General features: G+C 46.7%; 12 protein-coding genes. 9 read left to right on the forward strand and 3 right to left on the reverse strand.

Annotated elements, in window-relative coordinates; genetic code table 11:
• Positions 1-161 precede the first annotated feature (161 nt).
• Positions 162-2,228: a carbohydrate-binding domain-containing protein gene (locus B3A20_RS13535; RefSeq protein ID WP_290765838.1), complete on the reverse strand. Its 2,067-nt coding sequence runs from the start codon at positions 2,226-2,228 to the stop codon at positions 162-164.
• Between the two features lie 547 nt (positions 2,229-2,775).
• Positions 2,776-3,606: a hypothetical protein gene (locus tag B3A20_RS13540; protein ID WP_290765840.1), complete on the reverse strand. Its 831-nt coding sequence runs from the start codon at positions 3,604-3,606 to the stop codon at positions 2,776-2,778.
• Positions 3,607-4,278: 672 nt separating this feature from the next.
• Here B3A20_RS13540 and cysS point away from each other — a divergent pair.
• Genes cysS through B3A20_RS13560 form a run of 4 tightly spaced genes read left to right on the forward strand, consistent with a single transcriptional unit; the run spans position 4,279 to position 8,938 of the window.
• A complete protein-coding gene (gene cysS, locus B3A20_RS13545) occupies positions 4,279-5,733 on the forward strand; it encodes a cysteine--tRNA ligase (RefSeq protein WP_290765843.1) in 1,455 nt (484 codons plus the stop codon).
• Between the two features lie 36 nt (positions 5,734-5,769).
• Complete coding sequence (locus B3A20_RS13550) at positions 5,770-7,089, forward strand: MFS transporter (protein WP_290765968.1); 1,320 nt, start codon at positions 5,770-5,772, stop codon at positions 7,087-7,089.
• Between the two features lie 9 nt (positions 7,090-7,098).
• On the forward strand, positions 7,099-7,755 hold the full coding sequence (locus B3A20_RS13555) for an MBL fold metallo-hydrolase (protein WP_173561278.1): 657 nt from the start codon (positions 7,099-7,101) through the stop codon (positions 7,753-7,755).
• Between the two features lie 28 nt (positions 7,756-7,783).
• The gene (locus B3A20_RS13560) at positions 7,784-8,938 is read left to right on the forward strand and encodes an acyltransferase family protein (protein WP_290765849.1); all 1,155 of its coding nucleotides are present in this window, start codon (positions 7,784-7,786) and stop codon (positions 8,936-8,938) included.
• A 273-nt stretch (positions 8,939-9,211) separates the two neighbouring features.
• On the opposite strand, the gene B3A20_RS13565 is transcribed toward B3A20_RS13560, so the two are convergent.
• Positions 9,212-9,478 carry a hypothetical protein gene (locus B3A20_RS13565; RefSeq protein ID WP_290765852.1) on the reverse strand — a complete coding sequence of 89 codons (267 nt, stop codon included), beginning with the start codon at positions 9,476-9,478 and terminating at the stop codon, positions 9,212-9,214.
• A gap of 241 nt (positions 9,479-9,719) precedes the next feature.
• Between B3A20_RS13565 and uvrB the strand changes: the two genes are divergently transcribed.
• The 5 genes from uvrB (at position 9,720) to B3A20_RS13590 (ending at position 23,452) form a co-directional block, all read left to right on the forward strand.
• A complete protein-coding gene (gene uvrB, locus B3A20_RS13570; protein ID WP_290765854.1) occupies positions 9,720-11,945 on the forward strand; it encodes an excinuclease ABC subunit UvrB in 2,226 nt (741 codons plus the stop codon).
• A 167-nt stretch (positions 11,946-12,112) separates the two neighbouring features.
• Positions 12,113-13,147 carry a hypothetical protein gene (locus tag B3A20_RS13575; RefSeq protein WP_290765857.1) on the forward strand — a complete coding sequence of 345 codons (1,035 nt, stop codon included), beginning with the start codon at positions 12,113-12,115 and terminating at the stop codon, positions 13,145-13,147.
• A 117-nt stretch (positions 13,148-13,264) separates the two neighbouring features.
• Entirely contained in the window at positions 13,265-14,899 is a 1,635-nt protein-coding gene (gene gpmI / locus B3A20_RS13580) for a 2,3-bisphosphoglycerate-independent phosphoglycerate mutase (protein ID WP_290765859.1), read from the forward strand.
• 278 nt (positions 14,900-15,177) lie between these two features.
• Positions 15,178-16,647 carry a hypothetical protein gene (locus tag B3A20_RS13585; protein WP_290765861.1) on the forward strand — a complete coding sequence of 490 codons (1,470 nt, stop codon included), beginning with the start codon at positions 15,178-15,180 and terminating at the stop codon, positions 16,645-16,647.
• A 10-nt stretch (positions 16,648-16,657) separates the two neighbouring features.
• A complete protein-coding gene (locus B3A20_RS13590; protein ID WP_290765864.1) occupies positions 16,658-23,452 on the forward strand; it encodes a hypothetical protein in 6,795 nt (2,264 codons plus the stop codon).
• Positions 23,453-23,667: the final 215 nt, after the last annotated feature.

A 23,667-nucleotide genomic window follows, 5' to 3' on the forward strand; every position in this document is an offset into this window, starting at 1 on the left:
CCGTCAAGCGAGGACAGGCGCGAGGACATGTAGGCGGGAATGACAAAAGAGCCGAGCGATGCAGAAACATGCTTGCATGTTTCTATATCCGAGGCGAACACGTCAAGCCACGAAGTGGAATAACAAAAAAGCCTCGCCGTTCTACTGGCGAGGCATTTATTTTACCTGTACATATAACTTTTGCCATTGGGGAACTTGAATTCTTTCATTCCAGCGGTATTCACCTGACTTACGGACTTCACATCGCCACCGTAGAAAATCGTGCTACCATGGTATTCCGGCTTGAAAGCTGCATTTTCTGTACCGTAGTAGTTATCGCTTGTGAAGCTGACAGACGCACAATTCGGGGTGTCGGTCGAGTAGTCACCGAATGCAAGGAGCACGCCGCCCGTAATTTCAAAGCCTGTATCCGTATCGATGAGGCCACCGGCCATATTGGAGAGGCATCCATTGCCACCGCCCTGTTGGCCGCCCATACCTGGGAATCCACCAAAGCCGCCGCCCCAGCCGCCACCGCCACCAGGGAAACCACCACCCATGCCGCCATTTTCATAGCTTTGGCCGGTGATTTCGAGAATCAACACGCCACCCGTCATCTTTGCAGAACCATTGGCATCAAGCACATCAATCATGTTGCCCTTTGATGCGATATAGTGGTGACCGCCGCTAATCACAGCATGACCGCTAGATTCGCTGAACATGGAATACCCGCCCGAATTTTCCTTAGCGCCACCGGCAGCGTTCCAGCCATCATTTGTGGCAAATGTAGCCGTAATGCCACCTTCTGCGAAAATCTTATACGCTTCAAGACCTTCATAAGCAGTGACCACATTAATCGTAGAACCGCTCAAATGCAAGGCGGAGTCCGCATGGATACCATCGTCCTTCGTAGAAATGGTCACATCACCAGCATTCATGAAAACTTTGTATTTTGTATGCAGAGCATCGTCATCGGCAGTCACATTGATGTTACCGCCGTTCACATAGATGAATTTTTCAGCCACCAAGCCCTTGCCTGTAGAAGTCACCTTAACCGTTGACGGCTCCGTAGAATCGCTGAGCATCACATAGTGCGCGGCCTGAATGCCATCATCGCCCGCTTTAATGGTGATGTTACCGCCACGGATATCGACAATGCCTTTGCCATCGATAAAAGACTTGCACTTGCCATCAGTACCTTCTTCGCATTCATCACTTTCAAGGGCGTCACCTTTCTTGGCCGTGAGATTCAGCGTACCGCCAGAAATCTGGAGGCTACCCTTGCCCTTGATGGCGTTTTCTTCGGCTTCAACAGTAATGTTGCCGTTCTTGATTTTAAGATCGTTACTGCACTGGATGCCGTTTTTGAACTTACCCTTGACGGTCAAAGAACCGGCACCCTTGATATTCAAATCATCACGGGCGTAGATTGCAGCCTTTGCCGTATCCTGAGAGCCGTTGATTTTCACGAACAAGTGATTACCATTACCGTCTTCAACCACGTTGGTCGTACCCTTGACCAAATGGAGAACCGTCTTGTCGGCATTTTTCACGAGAATCGGAGCATTGGAGCTCTTGATAGTCGCATTGTGAAGATAGATGCCCGTGTTGCCTTCGTTTTCGGCACCCGGAGTTTTCACCACCACCTGGAAATCGGACGATTCACCGGTGACGTAATAGGCACCCGGGCAAGTAATCGTTGCGCTTTTGTCTGCAATTTCAACGCAACCATTGTTGTTTTCGACAGTAGCCGAAGTACCCGCAAGTTTCAGGAGAATCTGCGTACCATCCAAAATTTTTGCGTCTTCGTTGTCATTTTCATTATCGCCAGATTCCGAGCTGCCTAATATCGCTCCGCCGGGATTTGCACCGTTCGAACTTGACAATCCGCCAGGAACAATATTGCTGGAGCTAGAAGTTCCGTTGGTAGGCGGCACAGCACTTGAGCTTGAAACGCCAACACCCGGAATAACGCCCGGAATAACGCCGGAGCTAGAAACGGTACCGCCCGGGAATGCGCCAGAGCCAGAAGATCCGACAAACGGAGCAGCATCGCCCGAACTCCAGATTTCCACGTCAATGTCTAAAATGCCGGAGCTAGATTCAACGCCAAAAGTTTCACTGCTAGAAGAAGCTTCCGCAGGCACAAAAGCCCCCGCATTAGGATCCATAATTGAAGTTTCATCACCACACGCCACAAAACCCAAAGCTGCAGATGCAGCAATCACAGGCAATTTCTTTAATTTCATTATATGCTCCATTTTTAATTAATATAGATTCAAATAAATTTGGTCCCTCAAGGCCACCCCGCCCCCTCCCAAAATCCGTTGAAGATGGAACAACAGGGATAAACAATCGTGCATTTCGTTTTTGGGGAGCTTTTTACGTACTAAAGCCTTGCAAAACTACCCATTAGTACGTAAATTCACGACCAATTTTACTACCTCACAGAACCTTTTGCAGATTTAGCATCGCATTTACGTACTTTTCGCCTTTCAAAAAAGCTTCTAGTACGTAAATTTCAAATTACAATCTTAAGAATTTTTGAGTAACATAAAATTTTACGTACTATACAGTCAATAAACCGCCATTTAGTACGTAACACACAAATTAAGAATTTTCACATTACGTACTAACGCTCCACAAAATACACTTCAAGTACGTAAAACGCTCTGAAACATGTTTTCCAAAACAAACACGACAAAACAAGCGCCAATCTGTCAACAAGCATATCATTTCTGACCAAGACAAGTAATCAGCCACCAAACGCAACAAAGCCCCCGCGACAAGCAAGAACTACTTCAAAAATTGATCAACAAACTGTTGAACAATTTTCACAGAAAGCGGATTTGCCAGAGATTCAAATGTTGCAAGGAAATTTTTGCCTTGGACAAATCCATTAGCGGAATAAAGTTGAATTTTGCCAACCGCATTTTCTGCATAGCTTTCATCCGTCATCATTCCAAAATGTTCCCAAACGAACTCTTTTCGAGTTCGAACATTCAAACATGTAAAATCGGGGTGCACGACGATCTTACGGTTATTAGAATTCAGCGTTAGCGGAGCTTCGTAGCGGAAAGGAACCTTAGCACGAACAAGCTGATTCGCAATAATAATTTCGGACTTGGAGCGAACCCTCAAGCCATCACTTGATAAATACTCCGACGAATTTTCAAGAAAAGTAGGTTTCTCATATTCCACAGACTTCCAAGCAAACACGAAATCAGCATCCGGTGTCAAAGCATTTTTCACTAATTTTCGACGTCCATCATTCAAATTTCGATAAACATCCTCAACCCGGTCAGGATGGTATTCACTCAAGAACTTTTCTATAGCCGAAATTTCTCTTTGAATTTCACAAGAGACATCTCTGTAATAATCCCGTTGCGCAACAGCAGAGGCTTTTTTCATCAGCTTTTTATTCACATAAATTCCATTTGGTCTAGTGTCGTCAGAAACCAAATGATATTGGATTGAATTATGACAGCGAACTACTCTTAATTTTTCCAAAGGAGCATTACGAAGTTCCGTTTCAATGTGAGATAAAGAACGCATCAGCTCTTTAATCCGACTTTGAGCAGCACCAACAAGTTCATCATGAGGCATAAGATCATTAATCCATTTCATGTGGATAAAATACAACCCTCACCTATGTTTTGGCAAGAAAAAAGAGACAATCCAATCATTTTGCAAACAACCGTTTGCAGGCGAAGCAATTTTGTGGCCGAATAAGCTTTTGGGAAAAAGCGATTGCCGCGTTTTTACGTACTAGACAAGAATTTTGAACGCAACTAGTACGTAAAAATCAAAAGTCAAACAAGCCTATTTTACGAAGCCCAGCGCAATTACGTACTAAACCAAGTAAAACAACGCCGCAAGTACGTAAAATATCCTTGCCGAAAACTCAAAACCGGCAATAAAATGGGACCAGCCTGCATTTTTACGTACTAAAGCCTTGCAAAACCGCCCGTTAGTACGTAGCACACAAATTAAGCAAACTCACCTTACGTACTAAAACATCACAAAACACACTTCAAGTACGTAAACTACCCAAAACAAAAACAATTACGCCCCAACCCAGGCTACGTAGCTCCCAAGATTCAAGCTAAGCCCGTTCCAACAGCCCATTTATAGCCTCGTCAATCTCTAAATCATCCATCCACACCACCCAAACAGTCTTAGCCAAATCCTATAGCCAGTTATTGCCCCCTCACAATTGCCGTCCGCCACAGATTTTTCTAAATTGCCTCGCGCATTAGCATGTTTGGCGCATGTTGCGCCGCATTAACCGGAGGCTTTATGGCACTTCAATTCTACAACACCGCATCACGCAAGAAAGAACTGTTCACTCTTCCCGAAGGCGTTCCCGCCGTGCGTATGTATTGTTGTGGCCCGACGGTGTACCACTTTGCCCACATCGGCAACCTCCGCACTTACATTTTTGAAGATTTCCTCGTCCGCACGCTCAACTACTACGGCTACAAGGTCAACCACATCGTGAACATCACCGACGTGGGCCATCTCACAAGCGATGGCGACACTGGCGACGACAAAATGGAAAAGGGCGCAGCCCGCGAAGGCAAGTCCGTCTGGGACATTGCAAAGTTCTACACCGACGCATTCATGGCCGACTGGCACCGCCTCAACATCCAGGAACCAACCCGCTGGACTCGCGCCACGGACCACATCCAGGAACAGATTAACTTGGTGAAAACGCTCGAAGAAAAGGGTTTCACCTACCGCACCTCGGACGGCATCTACTTCGATAGCCTCAAGTTCCCGCGCTATGCCGACTTTGCCCGCCTTGACGTAGAAAATCTCCGCAAGGGTAGCCGCATCGACATGGGCGAAAAGCACAACGCCACGGACTTTGCACTTTGGAAGTTCAGCCCGAAGGACAAGAAGCGCGCTATGGAATGGGACAGCCCGTGGGGCGTTGGTTTCCCGGGTTGGCACATCGAATGCTCCGCCATGGCCATGAAGTACAACGGCCCGACGCTCGACATCCACTGCGGTGGCACGGACCACATCCGCGTGCACCACACGAACGAAATCGCCCAGAGCGAATGCGCCAACGGCGTTCAGTTCAGCCGCTTCTGGATGCATGGTGAATTCCTCCGCACCGCAAGCGAAGAAAAGCTTGAAGACGGCACGACCGAACAGAAGTTCGGTAAGATGAGCAAGTCCTCGGGCGAATTCTTGACCGTCACGCTCCTCATGGAACGCGGCTTCAACCCGCTCGACTACCGCTACTTTGCACTCGGCAGCCACTACCGCAACTACCTGAACTTCACTTGGGAAGCCCTCACCGGCGCCAAGGAAGCCTTCAAGAGCTTGCACAAGAAGACGGACCCGCTGATTGGCAAGGCAACCGCTATCACAAGCGAAGCTGCCAAGGCTTTCCAGCAGGAATTCAAGGACGCCATCGGCGACGACCTCAACATGCCTCGTGCACTCGGCATCATGAACACGATGCTCAAGAGCGACATCGATGACGGCGAAAAGGCTGCACTCGTGGCTGATTTCGACAAGATCTTTGGTCTCAAGCTCGACCAGCCGCGCGAAGAATACGTCAAGAAGGGCGCAAACGACAACATCGATACCGCTAAGATCGAAGCTCTCATCGCAGCCCGCAAGGAAGCTCGCGCCAACAAGAACTGGGCCGAAAGCGACCGCATCCGCGATGAACTTGCCGCGATGAACATCGTGATCAAGGACTCTAAGGAAGGCACGACCTGGAGCGTGAAGGAATAAGCCATTTTCCTCCTCGTTGTCATATACGTTGCATTTATTGGGCTAGGTCTCCCCGACACCATTCTTGGGGCGGCTTGGCCCTTAATGCATTTAGACCTCAAAACGCCAATTTCTGCAGCGGGTATTCTTTCGATTATCGCCTCGCTCGGGACAATCGTTTCTAGTCTCTGCACACCGAAAGTTCTGCGCGTTTTAGGCACAGGAAAACTCGTCGCCTACAGCATTGCGCTTACCGCAATCGCCTCCATCGGTTACGGCTTTGCGGACTCGTTCAACATCCTTTGCCTTTGGGCCATCCCGATGGGCATTGGCGCAGGAGCCGTCGATGTGGCGATGAACAACTTCGCCGCCATTTATCTGGAATCCAAGCACACGAACTGGTTGCATGCCAGCTGGGGCATTGGAGCAACGCTCGGACCATCGCTTCTTTCGTTTTCGATTTTGACCGGCAGCGGTTGGCGTGGATCATACGAATATGTCGCCATAACCCTCGCTGCAATATTCGTTTTGATTCTCATTTCACTCCCGCTGTGGAAAAAAAAGGAAGCGCGTGGAGGGCTCTCGGAAAACGTCACCATCCCGGCGAGTTCTATAAGCACCGCTCCCGAGAATGCGCAAAAAAATGCCGCGCCCTCCGACAACAACGCAAATAATGCGCCGCACATCAGTATCCGCGAAGCGCTCCGCGTCCCGGGAATGAAACTTTCGTTCCTCACGTTCTTCTTTTATTCGGCACTCGAAATTTCGACTAGTCTTTGGTGCGGCACCTACCTCATCGCTTGCGGATTCAAACCCGAAATCGGAGCATTCATCGTTTCGCTCATGTTCGCATCCGTGATGATTGGCCGAATTGCAAGCGGATTTTTTGCAATCAAGTTCACCGACCATCGCCTGATTTACGCAGGCATAGCCATCGTCTCTGTGGGTTGCCTCATCCTTTCAATCCCGCTCCCGCTGAACTTGCAGCCCGCCTGTATTTGCCTGCTCGGACTCGGTTGCGCCCCCGTTTACCCGTCGCTAATCCACGCGACTCCCGCACGTTTTGGAGAATCGCTTTCGAGTCAAGCGATTAGCATCCAGCTCGCCGGTTCCTACGTCGGTTCCATTTTGATGCCGCCCGCATTTGGTCTCGTTGCTGCTAAATTCACAGTCCATCTTTGGCCGATTTCACTCTCGATTTTTGTCGGATTGTTACTTTTATGCGTGTGTTTGCTGGACTACGTAACGCACAAAAAACTGAACAAGTCTTACGCCCGCGAACGCGTCATTGACATTCTCCACACGGTCTCGATGGAAACGCTCAAACGGGAGCGCCGCATACAACGTCGTTTACGTAATCGCCAAAAGAAACGTTAGGGGTTTATTATGGAAATAAAGCAATTTGTATTCAATCCGTTCGGAGTGAACTGCTACATCCTGAGTAACAGCAAGGGCGAAGCCATTTTAATTGACCCAAGCGTGAGCAATGCCCGCGAACAAGCGGCACTCACCGATTACATCAAAAGCGAAAATCTCAAAGTCGTGCGCGTTTTGAACACACATCTACACTTGGATCATGTTCTCGGGAACGCATTTGCGGAACGCACTTTTGGCATCAAGGCCGAAGCACATAAAGACGACACTTTCCTTCTCGACGCGCAAAAAGAACAGAGCCAAATGTTCGGCCTCCCCTGCAACGATTTAGCACCAGCGTTGGGCAATTACCTGAACGATGGCGACATCGTCGAAATTGCAGAAATCCGTCTGCAAGTGATTCACGTTGCAGGGCATTCCCCGGGCGGTCTCGCCTTCTTCTGCGAGAATCCAGGCAAAGTGAACGGACAAGATAACGTCCCACCACTCCTTTTCCCGGGCGATATCATTTTCGCGGGAAGCCGCGGTCGCAGCGACCTCTACGGCGGTGACGAATTCGCCCTCGTGAGCGGCATCAAGTCGAAGCTCCTTACGCTCCCGGCAGAAACCGTTGTATTCCCCGGCCACGGACCAAGCACTACCATTGGCAACGAGAAGATGTGGTATTAACCCTTCGACAGGCTCAGGGACCTTTGTTATGAGCAACAACGGGCAGGTAAGAATCGGCTGGATTGACGAGTTCAAGGGATTCGTTCTTTTGTTCGTTTGCCTGTTTCACATTGAGCAGAATTTCCCGAACGCGCACCTGGGAATGTATCACTTGAGCGCACTCCGCATGTCGGCATTTTTCTTTATTTCAGGGTTTCTTTTTAGCACAAAACGGTTCAGCAATTTTAAGAGTTACTTTACCCACAAAACGCACGTCCTGTTAATTCCATACCTCTATCTTTCGTTCCTCTTTTTTGCCATTGACCCGGTCGTTTACAATTTCGCTTTGTTTCCAAAATCGCCCACGATGATGGTCGTGAATACCATTCCCGACATCAACAATACATGGCAATACATCTATTGGAACATCGCTAAAATTTTCATCGCCGGGAAGTCCTCGGTCGGAGCGGGCCCGCTGTGGTTTGTGTTTACACTTTATTCCGTCAGCTTGCTTTTTTACCTGCTTCATGAGATGTCGAAAAGACAAGTTAACCCCAAACTGTTTTTCGCCGTCATGTCCATAGAAGGGCTCCTTTGCGGTTGGCTTTTAAACGAGAACCATATTCACTTGCCGCTTGGTGTTGAACGCGACCTTACTATCCTATTCTTCTTCGGATGCGGTTTTCTCTGCAAGGAACCCATCAAAAAAATCCACAACGCCATTTCTGCGAGTACAGCTCACGCCGCAAAAAACACAATCATCGTTGCCGCCATCGGAATAGCAAACTATATCGCCTACGCATTTTTGGAATCGCCAAGTCCGAATTTTAGCATCATGAACAACGACTTGGGCAAGAGCCTCCCCCAATTTGTCGCAAGTTCCATCACAGGCATTATCGGCCTTATCGCCACGTTTCTGCTCGCAAGCAAGCTTCCCGACATCGCCCCCATCCGCATTACCAAAGGCATTTTGCGCAACATATCCCGCAACGCACTCGTGATTCTCGCCGTTCACTGGTGGATTGTCCTGATGCTGCGACTTTTCTGCCGTCCCGCAATCAACCAGCCCGGAATCGCTTACATCGCCATCCCGATTGTAGCCCTCGGCACCATCGCCGCCATTCCGCTTTTCCGATGCAAACTCCACCGCCTACTCGGCAAAGAAAAAATCAGCGTAAAAGAAAGCCTCTGCATTAAAGAGTAAAGCGCTCTCTAGCCCGCTTTTGTCATTACCGCTCCATTTGTCACCCCGGACTCAGTGCCGGGGGCACCTTTTTCCTGTCATGCCTGCCTCCGAGCGGGCATCACCCTTTTAAAACGCAAAAAGAAGATTGAGCAAAATTTAGCTCGATGGAGATTCCCGCTTTCTACTCAAAGAGCATAACTCAACTACAGAACTAAAGTTCTAAGTTTCGTATAGCGGGAATGACAAGATAATAATCGATGCGCATCTCGGAAACGACTGCGCGGCACGCAATTACAAATAGCTCTTGAACTTCGGCGCAGGTGCTTCGGCGGGCTTTTTCTTGGGTACGTAAATCTTTACGGCATACACGTTAAAGTCCGTCTCTGCCAAGATATCGCCTTCTTGCAAGTCTTCGTAAACATCGATTTCAATTTCGACGCCATCGCGTGCAATGCAGCGGATAGAACGTGCCGAGAGTTCCTCGCGCAAAAGAGGAACATCAACGACCTTCTTGTAAGTGCCGTGATGAGTCGTACCAAGAATTCGATTGCAAATCATGGAACGCAATGTAGAAAAATAGTGATTAGTTGTTGGTCATTAGTCATTGGTTCTTGGTTATTGTTAAGGGTCGCCCTACGGTTTCCTCTAGGATGATACAATTATTTTCTATCTTAATGGGTAAAGGCGATGCCGGAACAGAGTCCGGCATGACAAGCCCCAAGTCATACCTCAAAGGCTGATTGCACTGTTCACAATGACAATTTCCTACCCCCTATAACCTAAAACCTATCACCTAACAATGGCTCGCGCACGTAAGACTATTACTCCTGATCCGTATGCAAAACCGATAGCGAAACCGCTACCGCCTTCCAAGAGCTTGCCCGGAAAACTCAAGCAGTTCCAGGCGCCCACTCGTGCGGATTTTGACCTCGTAAGTCCTTACGGCGCCGCAGGCGACCAGCCCAAGGCCATTGAAGAATTGACCGAAGGATTCAAGAACGGCGAACAGTTCCAGACGCTTCTCGGCGTGACCGGTTCCGGCAAGACGTTCACCATGGCAAACGTCATCAAGAATGTCGGAAAGCCGACGCTCATCCTCACGCACAACAAGACGCTCGCCGCCCAGCTTTACCAAGAATTCAAGTCGTTCTTCCCGAACAACGCGGTGGAATACTTCGTCAGCTATTACGACTACTTCCAGCCCGAAGCTTACATCCCGCACACGGACACGTTCATCGAAAAAGACGCGAGCATCAACGACGAAATCGACAAACTCCGTCTGCGCGCAACGGCCAACCTCCTCACCCGCCGCGACGTCATCATCGTTGCTTCCGTGAGCTGCATTTACGGTTTGGGAAGTCCGAGCGAATACTTCGACTTGATGGTCCGCATCAAGAAGGGCGACATCTACGACCGCGACAAGATTCTCCGTGACCTTGTCCACATCCAGTATTCACGCAACGACTTTAGCCTCGATCGAGGCTCATTCCGCGTTCGCGGTGATGTGATTGAAGTCCACCCGAGCTACGACGAAGATGGGCTACGCATTGAACTTTTCGGAGACGAAGTCGATCGCCTTTACCGCTTCAACATCGTCACGGGCGAAGTCATCAAGGAAGTTGAAGAACTCACCATCGCCCCCGCAAAGCACTTTGTCACCAAAGAAGAAAACCGCGCGGGTATGCTGCAGCGCATCCAAATGGAACTTACCGACCGCCTAGCCGAACTCGACAAGGAAGGCAAGGTTCTTGAATCGGCACGCCTTTCGAGCCGCACCCGCTACGACATGGAAATGCTCCGCGAAACCGGCATGTGCAACGGCATCGAAAACTACTCCCGCATCATCGAAGACCGCGCTCCAGGCACACGCCCCTTCACGCTCATCGACTACTTTGGCGATGACTGGCTTTTGATGATTGACGAATCGCACGTAAGCATTCCGCAAGTGGGCGGCATGGCCGAAGGCGACAAGTCCCGCAAAACCACGCTTGTGCAGTACGGGTTCCGCCTCCCCTGCGCTCTCGACAACCGCCCGATGAACTTTGCCGAATTCGAGTACATGTACCCGAAGCAAGTGCTTTTTGTGAGCGCTACCCCCGGCGACTACGAACTCAAAAAGACGAACGGCGTTGTCACAGAACAGATCAACCGTCCGACCGGGCTTTTGGACCCGAAAATCGAGCTGTTCCCGATCCAGGGCCAAATGGACGTGCTCCTGTACCGCATCGAAGAAGTCGTCAAAAACGGCGACCGCGTGCTCGTCACGACGCTTACCAAGAAGATGGCGCAAGACCTCACGGAATTTTTCATCGAAGCAGGCGTCCGTGCCAAGTACCTCCATAGCGACATCAAGACGCTCGAACGCCACGAGCTCATCCGCGGACTGCGTAGCGGCGAATACGACGTGCTCGTGGGCATCAACCTCTTACGCGAAGGCCTCGACCTCCCCGAAGTGAGCATGGTCGCGATTCTCGACGCCGATAAGGAAGGGTTCCTCCGCAACTACAGGAGCCTCATTCAGACGATGGGCCGTGCAAGCCGCAACGTGAACGGCACAGTGCTCCTTTTCGCAGACAACATGACCGAAAGTCTGCAAAAAGCCATTGACGAGACAAACCGCCGCCGCACTTTGCAAGAGGAATTCAACGCCAAGCACCACATCACGCCAAAGTCCGTCACCCGCAAGATTGAAGAAGACCTGCGAATCGTGGACCCGCTCGGAATCGATGAAGAAGTGGACGAACGTCATCCTGAGCAAAGCGAAGAATCCAGTTACGATTCCAGCGAAGACTTTACCCCCGGTATCCGCCCGATGGAACCGTTGCAGCCCTCTAATTATAGACGAAAGACGAGAGACGAGAGACGAAAGAATGCAGCGGCCCCCGGCGCACATCCCGACAAACCATCCAAAGCATCCGAGTCCAAGCTCGCGGACCTGGAACGTCAAATGAAAGAAGCGGCAGCCCGCCTCGACTTCGAAGAAGCCGCCCGAATCCGCGATATCATACGCTCGTTGGACGCATAGTGTTTAAATTTGTTTACAAATTTGTTATAATTTTCATCACACGGTCCCGCTTTAGACGCCGTAATGTATATTAATTTTTGTATTATTATAAAAAGTTAATTACTTGATACTTTTCAAGCTAATTTTGTTTATTTTCATTTTAAGATTACAAAGAAAGGGTATTTACAATGAGTTCTAAATTCACATCACCTCTTATTTTAAGTTCAGTTCTCGCTTTGGGAACTTTAAGCTTTATCGCTTGCGGTGAGGATTCCAACCCGAACCTTCCGAATCAAACCACCCCGAGTTCTTCCAGCGTTTACGTTCCGCCAGCACCATCTATCGAAACTTCAATCGTTTTCGAAAGCCTTGACGCCGCAAATCTTAACACTGGAGTCAAGTTCAGCGGTACAATTTCTATCGACCTCGGCGACTCTAATACCGTCGTAGACGTATCTGCCGCCCACTTTACACAAGTTACCACGGTCGTTGTCAAAAAAGAAACCCAGGTCCAGCAAGGTACGGCTTCATTCAGCATCCCTATAGACTTCAACGAATACCCAATCCAAACCGTTCCGCTTGGAGAATGGGGTCTCAAGACCGATTTTGAAAACGGTTATACCGATTGTGGTGATTTTGAACTCATCATCACAGCCGTGGTTGAAGACGGCATTGCAGAACCTTCTGTTTCTGTTGCAAGAATCCCATTCGAACGTCCGAGCAGATGGTGCATGGAACCGGAAAGTTCCTCCTCTGAAGCTCCGGAAGTCATAGGCGCCCCGCTGGATAGCTTCGAAATCCAAGTCGATACCAAGATTAACAAGTGCATCAACGTCGCAGCAAAGGCTGTCTCTCCGGACGAAAACGGCGATGTCTGCTTCGATGTAAACACTTCCTCAATTGGTCTTTCCAGCACGACAGGCGTGAAGTTCGCCCTCTACGGCAACAAGGATGACAATGATTACTCGAACGACTACGGTAAGAAACGCCATCCGAGCAACCCGACTACAACGGACTTCATTTACGCACCGGCCTCCCTGCAAGAAACCTATCCTAACTTCCTGAGCGCCACCGACAAGTTCTTTGTTGGCATCGCTCCGACATACGACCCGCAAACAAACCCGGGCACAGGCTTCTTTACATTCGTCGTCATAGACAAGGGTATTGCAGATGCCAACGGCCATAGACAGATGACCCTGTTCTTCTACAAGACAGCTCAGTAATCTAAAAACGGAAACGCTTTAAAAGGACCTCCCCTGTGGAGGTTCTTTTTTTTCTAAATTTACACCGTAATTTAACCCGTCCGTGCGGGAATCCGCCGGCACAATACGGAGTAAACTATGCTCAAGAAACTTTCCAACTTCCCCGGTATCAAGGGACCCGTCGTCACCATCGTGATGGACGGTTTTGGCATCACCGATAGGGTCGAAGGCAACGCCATCAAGGCTGCCCGCACCCCGACTCTCGACAACCTCTTCAAGATGTACCCGAACGTGCTTTTGAAGGCTCACGGTCGCGCCGTCGGTATGCCGACCAACGAAGATATGGGTAACTCCGAAGTCGGCCACAACGCTATCGGTGCTGGCCAGGTTTACAACCAGGGTGCAGCCCTCGTTGCAGACGCGATCAACAGCGGCGACATCTTTGATCGCGACGCTTGGAAGGAAATCTCCGGCAACGTTCGCGAAAAGAACTCGGTTCTCCACTTCATCGGCCTCTTCAGCGACGGTAACGTTCACTCCAACATTGCACACCTGAAGGCCATGGTCGCCCAGGCCAAGAAGGAAGGCGTCAAGAAGGTCCGCGTGCACATCTTGCTCGACGGTCGTGACGTTCCGGAAACTTCCGCCCTCGATTACGTTGGCCCGTTCGAAAAGTTCCTCGACGAACTCCGCAGCCCGGAATTCGACGTCTGCATTGCTAGCGGCGGTGGCCGTATGCAGATTACCATGGACCGTTACAACGCTAACTGGAAGATGGTGGAGCTCGGCTGGAAGACCCACGTGCTGGGCGAAGGCCGCTACTTCGACAACGCTACGCAGGCTATCGAAACTCTCCGTGGCGAAACCAAGGCCATTGACCAGGATCTCCCGCCGTTCGTGATTGCTAAGGACGGCGCTCCGGTGGGTACCATCAACGATGGCGACTCCGTGGTGTTTTTCAACTTCCGTGGCGACCGCGCCATCGAAATCACCCGCGCCTTCGAAGAAGAATCCTTCAACGAATTTGACCGCAAGCGCTTCCCGCATGTGTGCTACGCTGGCATGCTCCAGTACGACGGCGACCTCAAGCTCCCGAACCGTTTCCTCGTGCCGCCTCCGGCCATCAAGGAAACCAGCGGCGAATGGCTTTCCGAAACGGGCGTGAAGCAGTTCGCCTGCTCCGAAACGCAGAAGTACGGCCACGTGACCTACTTCTGGAATGGTAACCGTTCCAGCAAGTTCGACGGCGAAACCTACCTCGAAATTGAATCTGACGTTGTTCCGTTCGAACAGCGCCCGTGGATGAAGGCCGCCGAAATCACCGACGCCATGATCGAAGCCTTGAAGAGCGGCAAGTACCAGACTCTCCGCTGCAACTTCCCGAACGGCGACATGGTGGGCCATACCGGTAGCTTCCGCGCCGCTACGATGGCTATCGAAGCTGTGGACATCGGCCTTGCTCGACTCCTCCCGGTGATTGACGCCCTCGGTGGTGTCGCAATCATCACGGCTGACCACGGTAACGCCGACGAAATGTACGAAATCGACAAGAAGACCGGCATGCCGAAGGTCAACAAGGATGGTTCCTTCAAGGCCAAGACGAGCCACACGCTCAACAAGGTTCCTTGCATCCTTTACGACAACGTAACGGGCGGCAAGCTTTCCCTCAAGGAAGGTGACTGGGGTCTTTCGAACATCGCTGCAACGACGGCGAACCTCCTCGGCCTCGAGAAGCACGAAGCTTGGGACGAATCTATGTTAATCGTTAAATAAACGATTAACATATAACGAGATTAAAAATGGAACCCGCGAGGGTTCCATTTTTGCCACGCTTCCAAATCCTTGTTAAGAGCTGCGGCAGCCATAGGCTGGCGCATCTCTAATAACAACGATTTCGTTCGACGAACGGAGGGCATAAAGCCCTCCTCCCGCACCATAGGTGCGGAGTCTCACGAGAAGCTTGGGACGATTCCATACTCATCATCAAGTAAGTAAGAGGAGTGAGGTTGGCACTTCGTGCCTTTGAGGTATGAGGTCGCAGCTTTGCTGCTTTGGGCAAAATTACAAAAAAGGAACCCTTTCGGGTTCTTTTTTTGGTGATACTAGCCACGCTGAAAAAATATTTTTTCATTTTATTTCCAAAAAACTTATTTTTAATGGTAAAAACGATGTGGTGTAGAGGAATTAAAATGAATTTTAAATTTAAAACTGGTTTTACCCTCATGGAGCTGATGGTCTACATCGCCCTTCTTGGAGGTATTGTTCTCATCGCGGGCCAGGCGTTCAGCGATAGCACCAAAATGCGAATTAGGACGCAGAGCATGCTGCAGGCAAACCAAATTGTTGGGAATGTATCCTCGATATTAAAAGACGATATAGCACAACTCGGCGCAAAAAGTTCCACAGAAACTGATGATCCGACTATTACCTCAATGAATGTTTTCAGCACAGCTCATATGCATGACGTATATATGGATCCCGACAATATCACAGACTCTGATAAGGACTCATCTTCATTTATAATCACGCAAAACGATGGCGGTACGGGATTAGACAAAATTACAATGCGTCGTTTGCGCTACACAAGCTCAGGTGCGTATGACGCCGTAGAACAAGTAACCTGGTTTGTGGAAGACAATGTTTTAAAAAGAGCTTGTCGAACAATAGTTTCAAACACCGAAGATGAAAATTGCCCATCAACAGATTCCGCAATAGTAATAATCGCCGAGGGTATTGACAAATTTAAAATTACACCCGCCAAACCAAGTACAACAGTCACAATGACTAGTGTTCTTCCGTCAAGTTCTGAACCCGTAAAAGCATTCAAACTCATTTCGCGTTTTGGAGATGGCAATTTTGAGCCCATCAATATCGACCCTCCAAATGGAGGGGAAACTATCAGACTATCAGGTTTTTCCATGAACTACGATTTTGATGCAAACATCCCCATTACAAATAAAGACCAAATTAAAGCAAACCAAGTTTTCTTGGCTAATCAAGGTGACGATATTACCTCCTGGAATTTTCAGTGTACTCAAATAACTCTAGAGCCTTATATTGAGTACGAAATTTCGTTTTCAATGCCTCTTACAGAAAATGACCCTAGTCGAATGTTTTGCCCAGGACGAGATCACATGGCCGTCGGTTTTAGATATGCAGAAAACGGAAACAAGCCTAGTAGCCTTAGCGACTTTCAATTTTACCCACCAACAGTTGGCGACAGCAAAGATACAGGACTTCGTAAAATGCGCTTCACAACCAACGAAACCATCGATGGCGTATGCTTGGCATTTACATTTGCGAGTTTTTCACCTGTTGCATCTGCAGGAAATATAAACTTAGCCAATATAAAGCTCAGAAAAATAGCAAGTTCAAATTACACATTTACAGATGAGATTCTTGCCATCGCAGACAAAAAAAATGTAAAAGCCCTAAAAATAGAAATCGCCATAAACAAAAATGGCGAAACAGGTACAGAGACAGCTATTGTGTCTATACCCAGCAATGGACCCAGAGATTAGGAGTGTAGCAATGTTTAACAAAAAAGGTGTTTCTCTTATAACAGTTCTTCTGTTCATGCTTGTTGCGACAATTGCCGCAACAGCTACATTCAAATGGCTGACATCCGAAAACAAGTCGTCCTCCTCTAGAATGGAAATACAAGAAGCAAGGCTGAGCGCCAATGCAGGCATTCAGAGTATCAGAGCTTGGATGACCAATAACGCAAATGATGTCGGCGCCCTAATAAAGCAATACCTTTTGAATGGGAAACAGCCGATATTGCTAAACAGTCGCGTCGCAGCCCACATAAACAGAAAGCAAAATTTTAACGTATGGCTTACAGGCGTAACAGAAATCAACGGACACCACAAATTAAAGATACTATCCGAAGGTATTTCTCGTGACAATTCCAAATACACAGAAGCAGCCATAATTAACGTTTCAGGACTTTACCAAGTCACTCCTCCAGAAGAAGAAGTCGAAATTAAAAATATCGCTTATGATTACTCCTACTTCGGCGCTTCTATTTCCAACCACGGATCGGCAAAACTATCATCAATGCTCATTAACGGAAACTGGTACGGAAATCCTCTTGGAATTGACAAGAACATCATTATCACAGGTAACGCAAAACTATCCGGTAACAACGTCTACATTTACGGAACAGGCTGTTTCGGAGGTGATTTATTTGCAGATAACGGCATTGACGCTGCAAACATCTATGTAGCAGGGACTTCAAAACAATTTGGCACAAAAAACGCCATAGGTGTTTCAAACCACGCCTATTTTGATGGAGTTCTGGAACAGGACCAAAATAGAGAAATCAGAATTGGCGGAAACATGACATCCAATAATAAAGTCAAAACTAGCATGGGTACAGGAAGTGCGGCTTTTACAATTGAAGGAAATCTGTGCCTTGGCCCAAATGCACAAGTTCAAATTGGCGGAATGCAAGGCACGACTCCACAATACAACTGCGACTTTCGTGTTGATGGAGATGTCTGGATTACACACCCATATTCTTTCTATGCAAGAGATCCAAATCATGGGGATTTTCACGAGTACTATAATAAAATCATCTTAGGCAACAAAAATTCATCTAAAGTATATATTATAGACGCTTACCCTCATAGCGATTACGTAAAACTGAGAGAAAATAAAACATTTATAGAAAACTCAAATTACAGACAACACTGCAGTAATCCTATATCAATTGGTTATGGACAATACGGCTGTTACAATAAAAACTCAAATAGTTCTGAAAGAGAATACCACCAATGGGACTATTGGCATGATGATTCAAGAACTCCATACGGCTATATCGCACCGAATTCAGATATGTACTACTTTTATTACGTTGAGCCAGGAGTAACAGATGTCGAATTTAAAGAATACAACAATACATATTGGAAAAATAGAACCGCAGGTGCATGGGAATCGCCTTCGGCTATGGGGGCCTATTTTATAGGTGGCAAAGTCTATCACAAAACAAATGAACCAAATACATGGGCAGAATACAATTATGGAGACGGATTTCCACAAAAAAGGTCCCCCTATTGTATTCACAACAATGACAAATTTCGCCCAGAATGCCATGTATCGCCATGGTTTAAGTCAAATGGTACTGTCACACACAATTTACCATCATCAAGACCAATAGCCTGTGCCGACTCTGTAAGAAAAGTTTGCTACGACATATGGAAAGAAAAACCAGGATGCGATGGAGCTAAATTTAAAGTTGATGATATTTTAAAAACTGCATACGATGCATTCGAAGATTATGCAAATAAAGGATGTGCTAAAAACATCACAGAAATGGACGAAAACTTTGTTACAAACGCAAATAGCTGTTATGATACAAATATCAAAGATGAAGAAAAAAAGAAAACTGATCTCTATAATGGGTATTTAGTTGTAAAGGTTACATCCACACAAAAAAAGGATTATTCAGAAGGACTTAAAGGAAAATTCATAATCATCGTAACAAACAAGCCCTCGCAAATGGCGCCCCCACCCACAGCAGGCATCAATGATTATGTATTTCTGTACTTACAAGAAGGCGCAGGAGAAATAGTCGGACAAGGAACCGACACTTACAACTACTTCATTTACACAAAGGGAAATGTAGGCTCATCATCATACAATGCGGCAGACAATTCTATATCTCCGAGTGGAGGCATTCTCTTCAACAACGCAACCCTTAGCGGTTCCGTCTACGCGGAAGCCGCAAGTTGTTCAAAAGTTGCGGCACTCACATCAAGTAAGGAAATGAAATTCAACCATGATTTGCTCAACAGCCTCAACCAAAGCAGAATTATTTGCGACGCTTCTGTCACTAATTGTGGAGGTGTAGCCACAAGTTCATCTTCTGTCGCCGAACCGACAAGTTCAGCATCAGCAGAAGGAGCCATTAACGGGAAAGACCCTTACTTTATATCCATTGCACCACAGCTAGGAATAACTCTTGAAACACAATACAAGTCATCAGAAGATGCACCTGCAGATGCTGCAGAACTAGATCCTTCAATATTAATCCTTCCTCGCATCATTTATCTCCCAAAAGATGCGCCAGGAACATTAGCAGACTACTATTCTGTCATCAACTTAAATGGAGCAAACGAAGTCAAGAACGCTTCAAACGTGTCATGCAATCCTTCTATTCCACCAACAGGGAAAATGTACACATCTTCCTATTTGGACATCGGTACGCACAGATGCGAATATAAATCACAAAACTATGGCGATATCCCATTCTACGTTGTAGTTTCAGACGCAAGTGGTGATCTTCCAGAAGTCAATTTCACAGAACGTGATCAATCACTAGAATTAGGAGAAGAAGTCACCGTATCCGTAAAAATCGACAAATCCAAAGCCGTCAACGGAAAAATAAAATTTGATTTTTCTTTTGGAGACATTCCTTCTGGATGGACTGTTACGCCACCTAGTGGAGCAACCTACATCAAGGAACGCTCAGGAGGATTTTCCGGTAGACATTATTACACCGTAGAAGTTACACCTAATGCGTCCGAAGATCAAATAATCGATGTCTTAAAGGTATCAACAGAAGCAGATGCTCAAGACGGAGACATTCACATATCTTTAACTACGCCAACTGAGCAATGCATCATCGGAGGCTCTAAAAACACTCATCATGTTTACGTAAGAGGCCATTTATATATAACCAGAGCCTCCATATCCGACTACTGTGATAACTTCACTTGTGATGCAGCGACTCTAGAAAAAAGCCATTATCCAGACTGCATCTATGAGGGTGAATGGATTACGGTCAGTGGTACAGGCTGTAGTGAAATTGTCAAAAATGACCGGTGGTCATGCCTAACGAATACGGCAATTTCTCTTGTATCCGTAAACGAATCCGATATTCCATCCAACTGCGAAATCGTCATACCAACAGACAACAATAGCATCGATGAACCACACAGTGGTGAATCTCAAAATCTTTACGCATCACTAAAACACAAAAAAGTGGAACTGACAGTCAAGCTCAAAGACAACAAAGATGACGACACGTATGTTCGCGTTTACGACCAAATGACATCTACTGAGCACCGTTGCACAAAAAACAGCACCCCCTATCCTTGCCAATATAACATCATCGCAGGCGCTCCAATTATCATTTCTCATGAGGATTACGGTGAAGACAAAGAAAGTTTTGCTTTTTGGAGATGTTCTGGAGATAATTGTTCAAAATCTACCTATTACAATGATGAAGAAGAATTCAGATTCTACAGCAGTCATACAATTACTGCTGATTACGGTGTTGAATCCCATTGCTATTACGATGATTTTTCACAAACAACGGCATTTTGCGACACTGACGCGGAAAACTGCATAGATACATGCGCAACAATTATTGAAGGAGAGCAAGTATGCGATCCTAGAAACAGCAAACAACCAAAATCACACTGGCTAATGACATACCACAACAATGGCAAAGGAAACAATTCCAATTACATTCGACCTAATTTTGGCTCAGGCTCTATTTTCGCCCCCAATAACCAGAATGGAAACAATCAGAGCGGAAAAGTATCGGTAATTCTCAGAAACAAGAATGCAGGACAATATGGTACAATGAACGCCCTTATACAAACAGCCATTCTTGCAAGTTCAAATCCAAATGAATTCTTAAATACGGGATTTATTTTTAGGAGTAACGGGAAAGAACACTTAATACTAAACGTTTATGGAACTAGTACTGCAGGAAAAAGCTCAGGAGACTTAACATTCCGAGTTTGCAAAGTGGTTGGCCAAGCAATAAACAATAAAAATCAAGGTGATTGCAAACTTATTCCAAAAGGAAAAGACGTATTGAATGTACCCATATCCAGCACGGATTTCATCAAAGTGGCTTTCACAATCGACAATAAAGATTTATTAACGGTTAATGCTAGCGTAAATAACAAAGCATGGTCCGGCGAACTCAGTATCAAGGACTTTGGGTTCAACGACATTACACATACCTACGTTGGTTTCAGTTTAGCAGATCCTGAATTTAAAATATTTGATAATGGCTGGACATCAGCCTCGTTCAATGACCAATGCTGGGAACTTCCCTCGATATCATGTTCCTTCGCTGACAAATATGTAGGCGAAACGGTTCCCCTTAATGAAGAGGTCACCCCCAAAGTCATTATATCCAGTTGGTTTACTGATAAAAATTGTGTAACAGAATACCACTACAACGGATGTGACAATGCAACATCTCTCTGCGTAAACGGCACTGGCGAACCTGGAGAAATCGGAGCGACATTGTCGGGAAGCAATTACAAATTTACAGCGGAAGGAGCTCATGGATACCTTGTAGATGATGATAAAAGGGCCCAAGATGCATCCGTAAAAGTCGTTTGTCCAGGAGAAGTTACAAGTCTGGACCTTGCTAAAGAATACTATAGCTGTGGCACATTCTGGGTTGGAAAGGTTACTAATTGCTCAAGTGAACTTTCTATACCTGATAAGCCCATATATTTAACAAGCAACGTTCCTGAAGAAATTTCAACAGAAGAAAATGGCGATGGATACATAAACATGCGTGGCTCCATTTTGCATATTGATATTGAAACAGACGACTCAAATGACGAAAACAATAACCTTAACGCTAATTTGGAAATTCAATTACAGTCAACAAACGGAATAAAAAGTTCGTCAAGATTAATCAGTACAGCTGGACATCACGAAATTGGAATTGACAATTTATCAAATATTTTTGGATTTGATCCACAGCATGTTTCAAAAATCATTATTACAAGCGACAACAACATCTATATTAAAAACATCCATATAGCAAACAAATGCTCAAACAAGCTTTCTATTGAATGTGAAAAAGCGCATTTTGATCCTAATAAAGGGTGGAAAGTCGATGTAAAAGTCCACCCGATGAGTCCAAGCATAAAATGCTCTTACACATCGTCAGACAACAATATAGAACCCCTTGAAAACATCATCGGATGCACAAATTCAGAGACGTTCTTAACATATAAGGAAAACGGTTACTATTGGTTGGGCAGCGCCCCCTCCTTTACAGTAACAGCTTTGGACAACAATGGTTCCACAGTTTCTTGCACAGTCACAGGAGAAAATTTAGGAACATTTACACCCACCTGTAGCGTAATCCCAACAAACATTACCACAGGCAGTGATGCACCTACATTCTCATTTAAAATCGGTGAACCAAGACTCGGACCTGGCTGGGATAGAGTAACAGCCAATTATAGAGTATCCTTAGACGACGATGTTATAAAAGAAGGCAGTGCAAAATTAGGATCCAACCAAAACATATCATCAGACACAAAGCCTTCCAGTGGCGAACATCAATACAAGGTTGAAACTTGGTTCGGAAATGGACCATACGCATCAATGTGGGCACAGTCCTGCACTGCTGATTTCAACGTTGAAGACGGTGTCCAGAAGACCCCACCAACAATCAACTGCGAATCAAGCGAAGTAGACAATAATGGATCATTCACAGTTAGCATCAGCAACCCCGATGAAATCCAATACACCTATACCTTCGGAGTTACCGACCCATTAGGTAATGTTTTTGCCGGTCAAAGCGGTTCAAGTAATGAAACAAGCCTTGCATATTCTTATACTCCAGGAATGGCGGGATCCGGAACCTATAGGTACTCCATCACAATCAATGGTGGGGAAACACAAACGTGTACAAAAACTCTATCAGTAACTTCGACTCTTTCTGCAACTTGCCCTACAACAATCACCAATCAAAATCCAGAAAACATTATCAATGTGAGTGCAAGCGCTCAGATAACCATAAATGGCCATACTTCGGATTGTACAGATTGCGAATACAAAATACTCTACAACAATGTACAGAAAAACGAAAACAATGAACTATTTTTCTACGACAATAACGCTACAGGAACTAGAACTTATCGTTTTGAGGTTTCGGACAACGAAGGACACAACTATTCTTGTAACTTCAATGTGTCTTTCCAAAGCCAACAAAGTGGAGATATCGAACTCACTTACGGAGGAGGTAATTGGACTTTCATTAGTGAGGGAACGCACAAAATTGCATGCACAGGAAATCAATATTCAGGACACTTAATATGTAAATGTCCCAATGCCGTATCGAATTATTACGATTGTCAAATGAGATACAACGGTATGCTTGTAGAAGTTCAATCCACCCAAAATGACGGAAAGACCGTTGACGGGCAAAATACCCAATGCTACAATGGATACATCGCAAATGTAGAGATACTCGCTCCAAAAACATCCCCAGCACCAAACTCTAATCAATCAACACCACAAGGCAAAGGCATGTACTGTAAACACGATTGGTAAACCATTTCATCCCCTCCCCAAAAAGCTCCCCGTCGGGGGGATGAAAAATTTTATGAGCGTGGCGAAAATTATGGGAAATTTGGATTTGACAGTCTGTTGTTCAAAAAGGATTTAGCTAGCCGCGGGCTTGCGAGCTGCCACTATGGCTTCGACGGAATTTGCGACACATCCATCGTCAATTACATTGATTCACTTCTTACGGATTCTATACCCAA

The sequence above is a fragment of the Fibrobacter sp. UBA4297 genome (assembly GCF_002394865.1).
Classification (GTDB): Bacteria; Fibrobacterota; Fibrobacteria; order Fibrobacterales; family Fibrobacteraceae; genus Fibrobacter.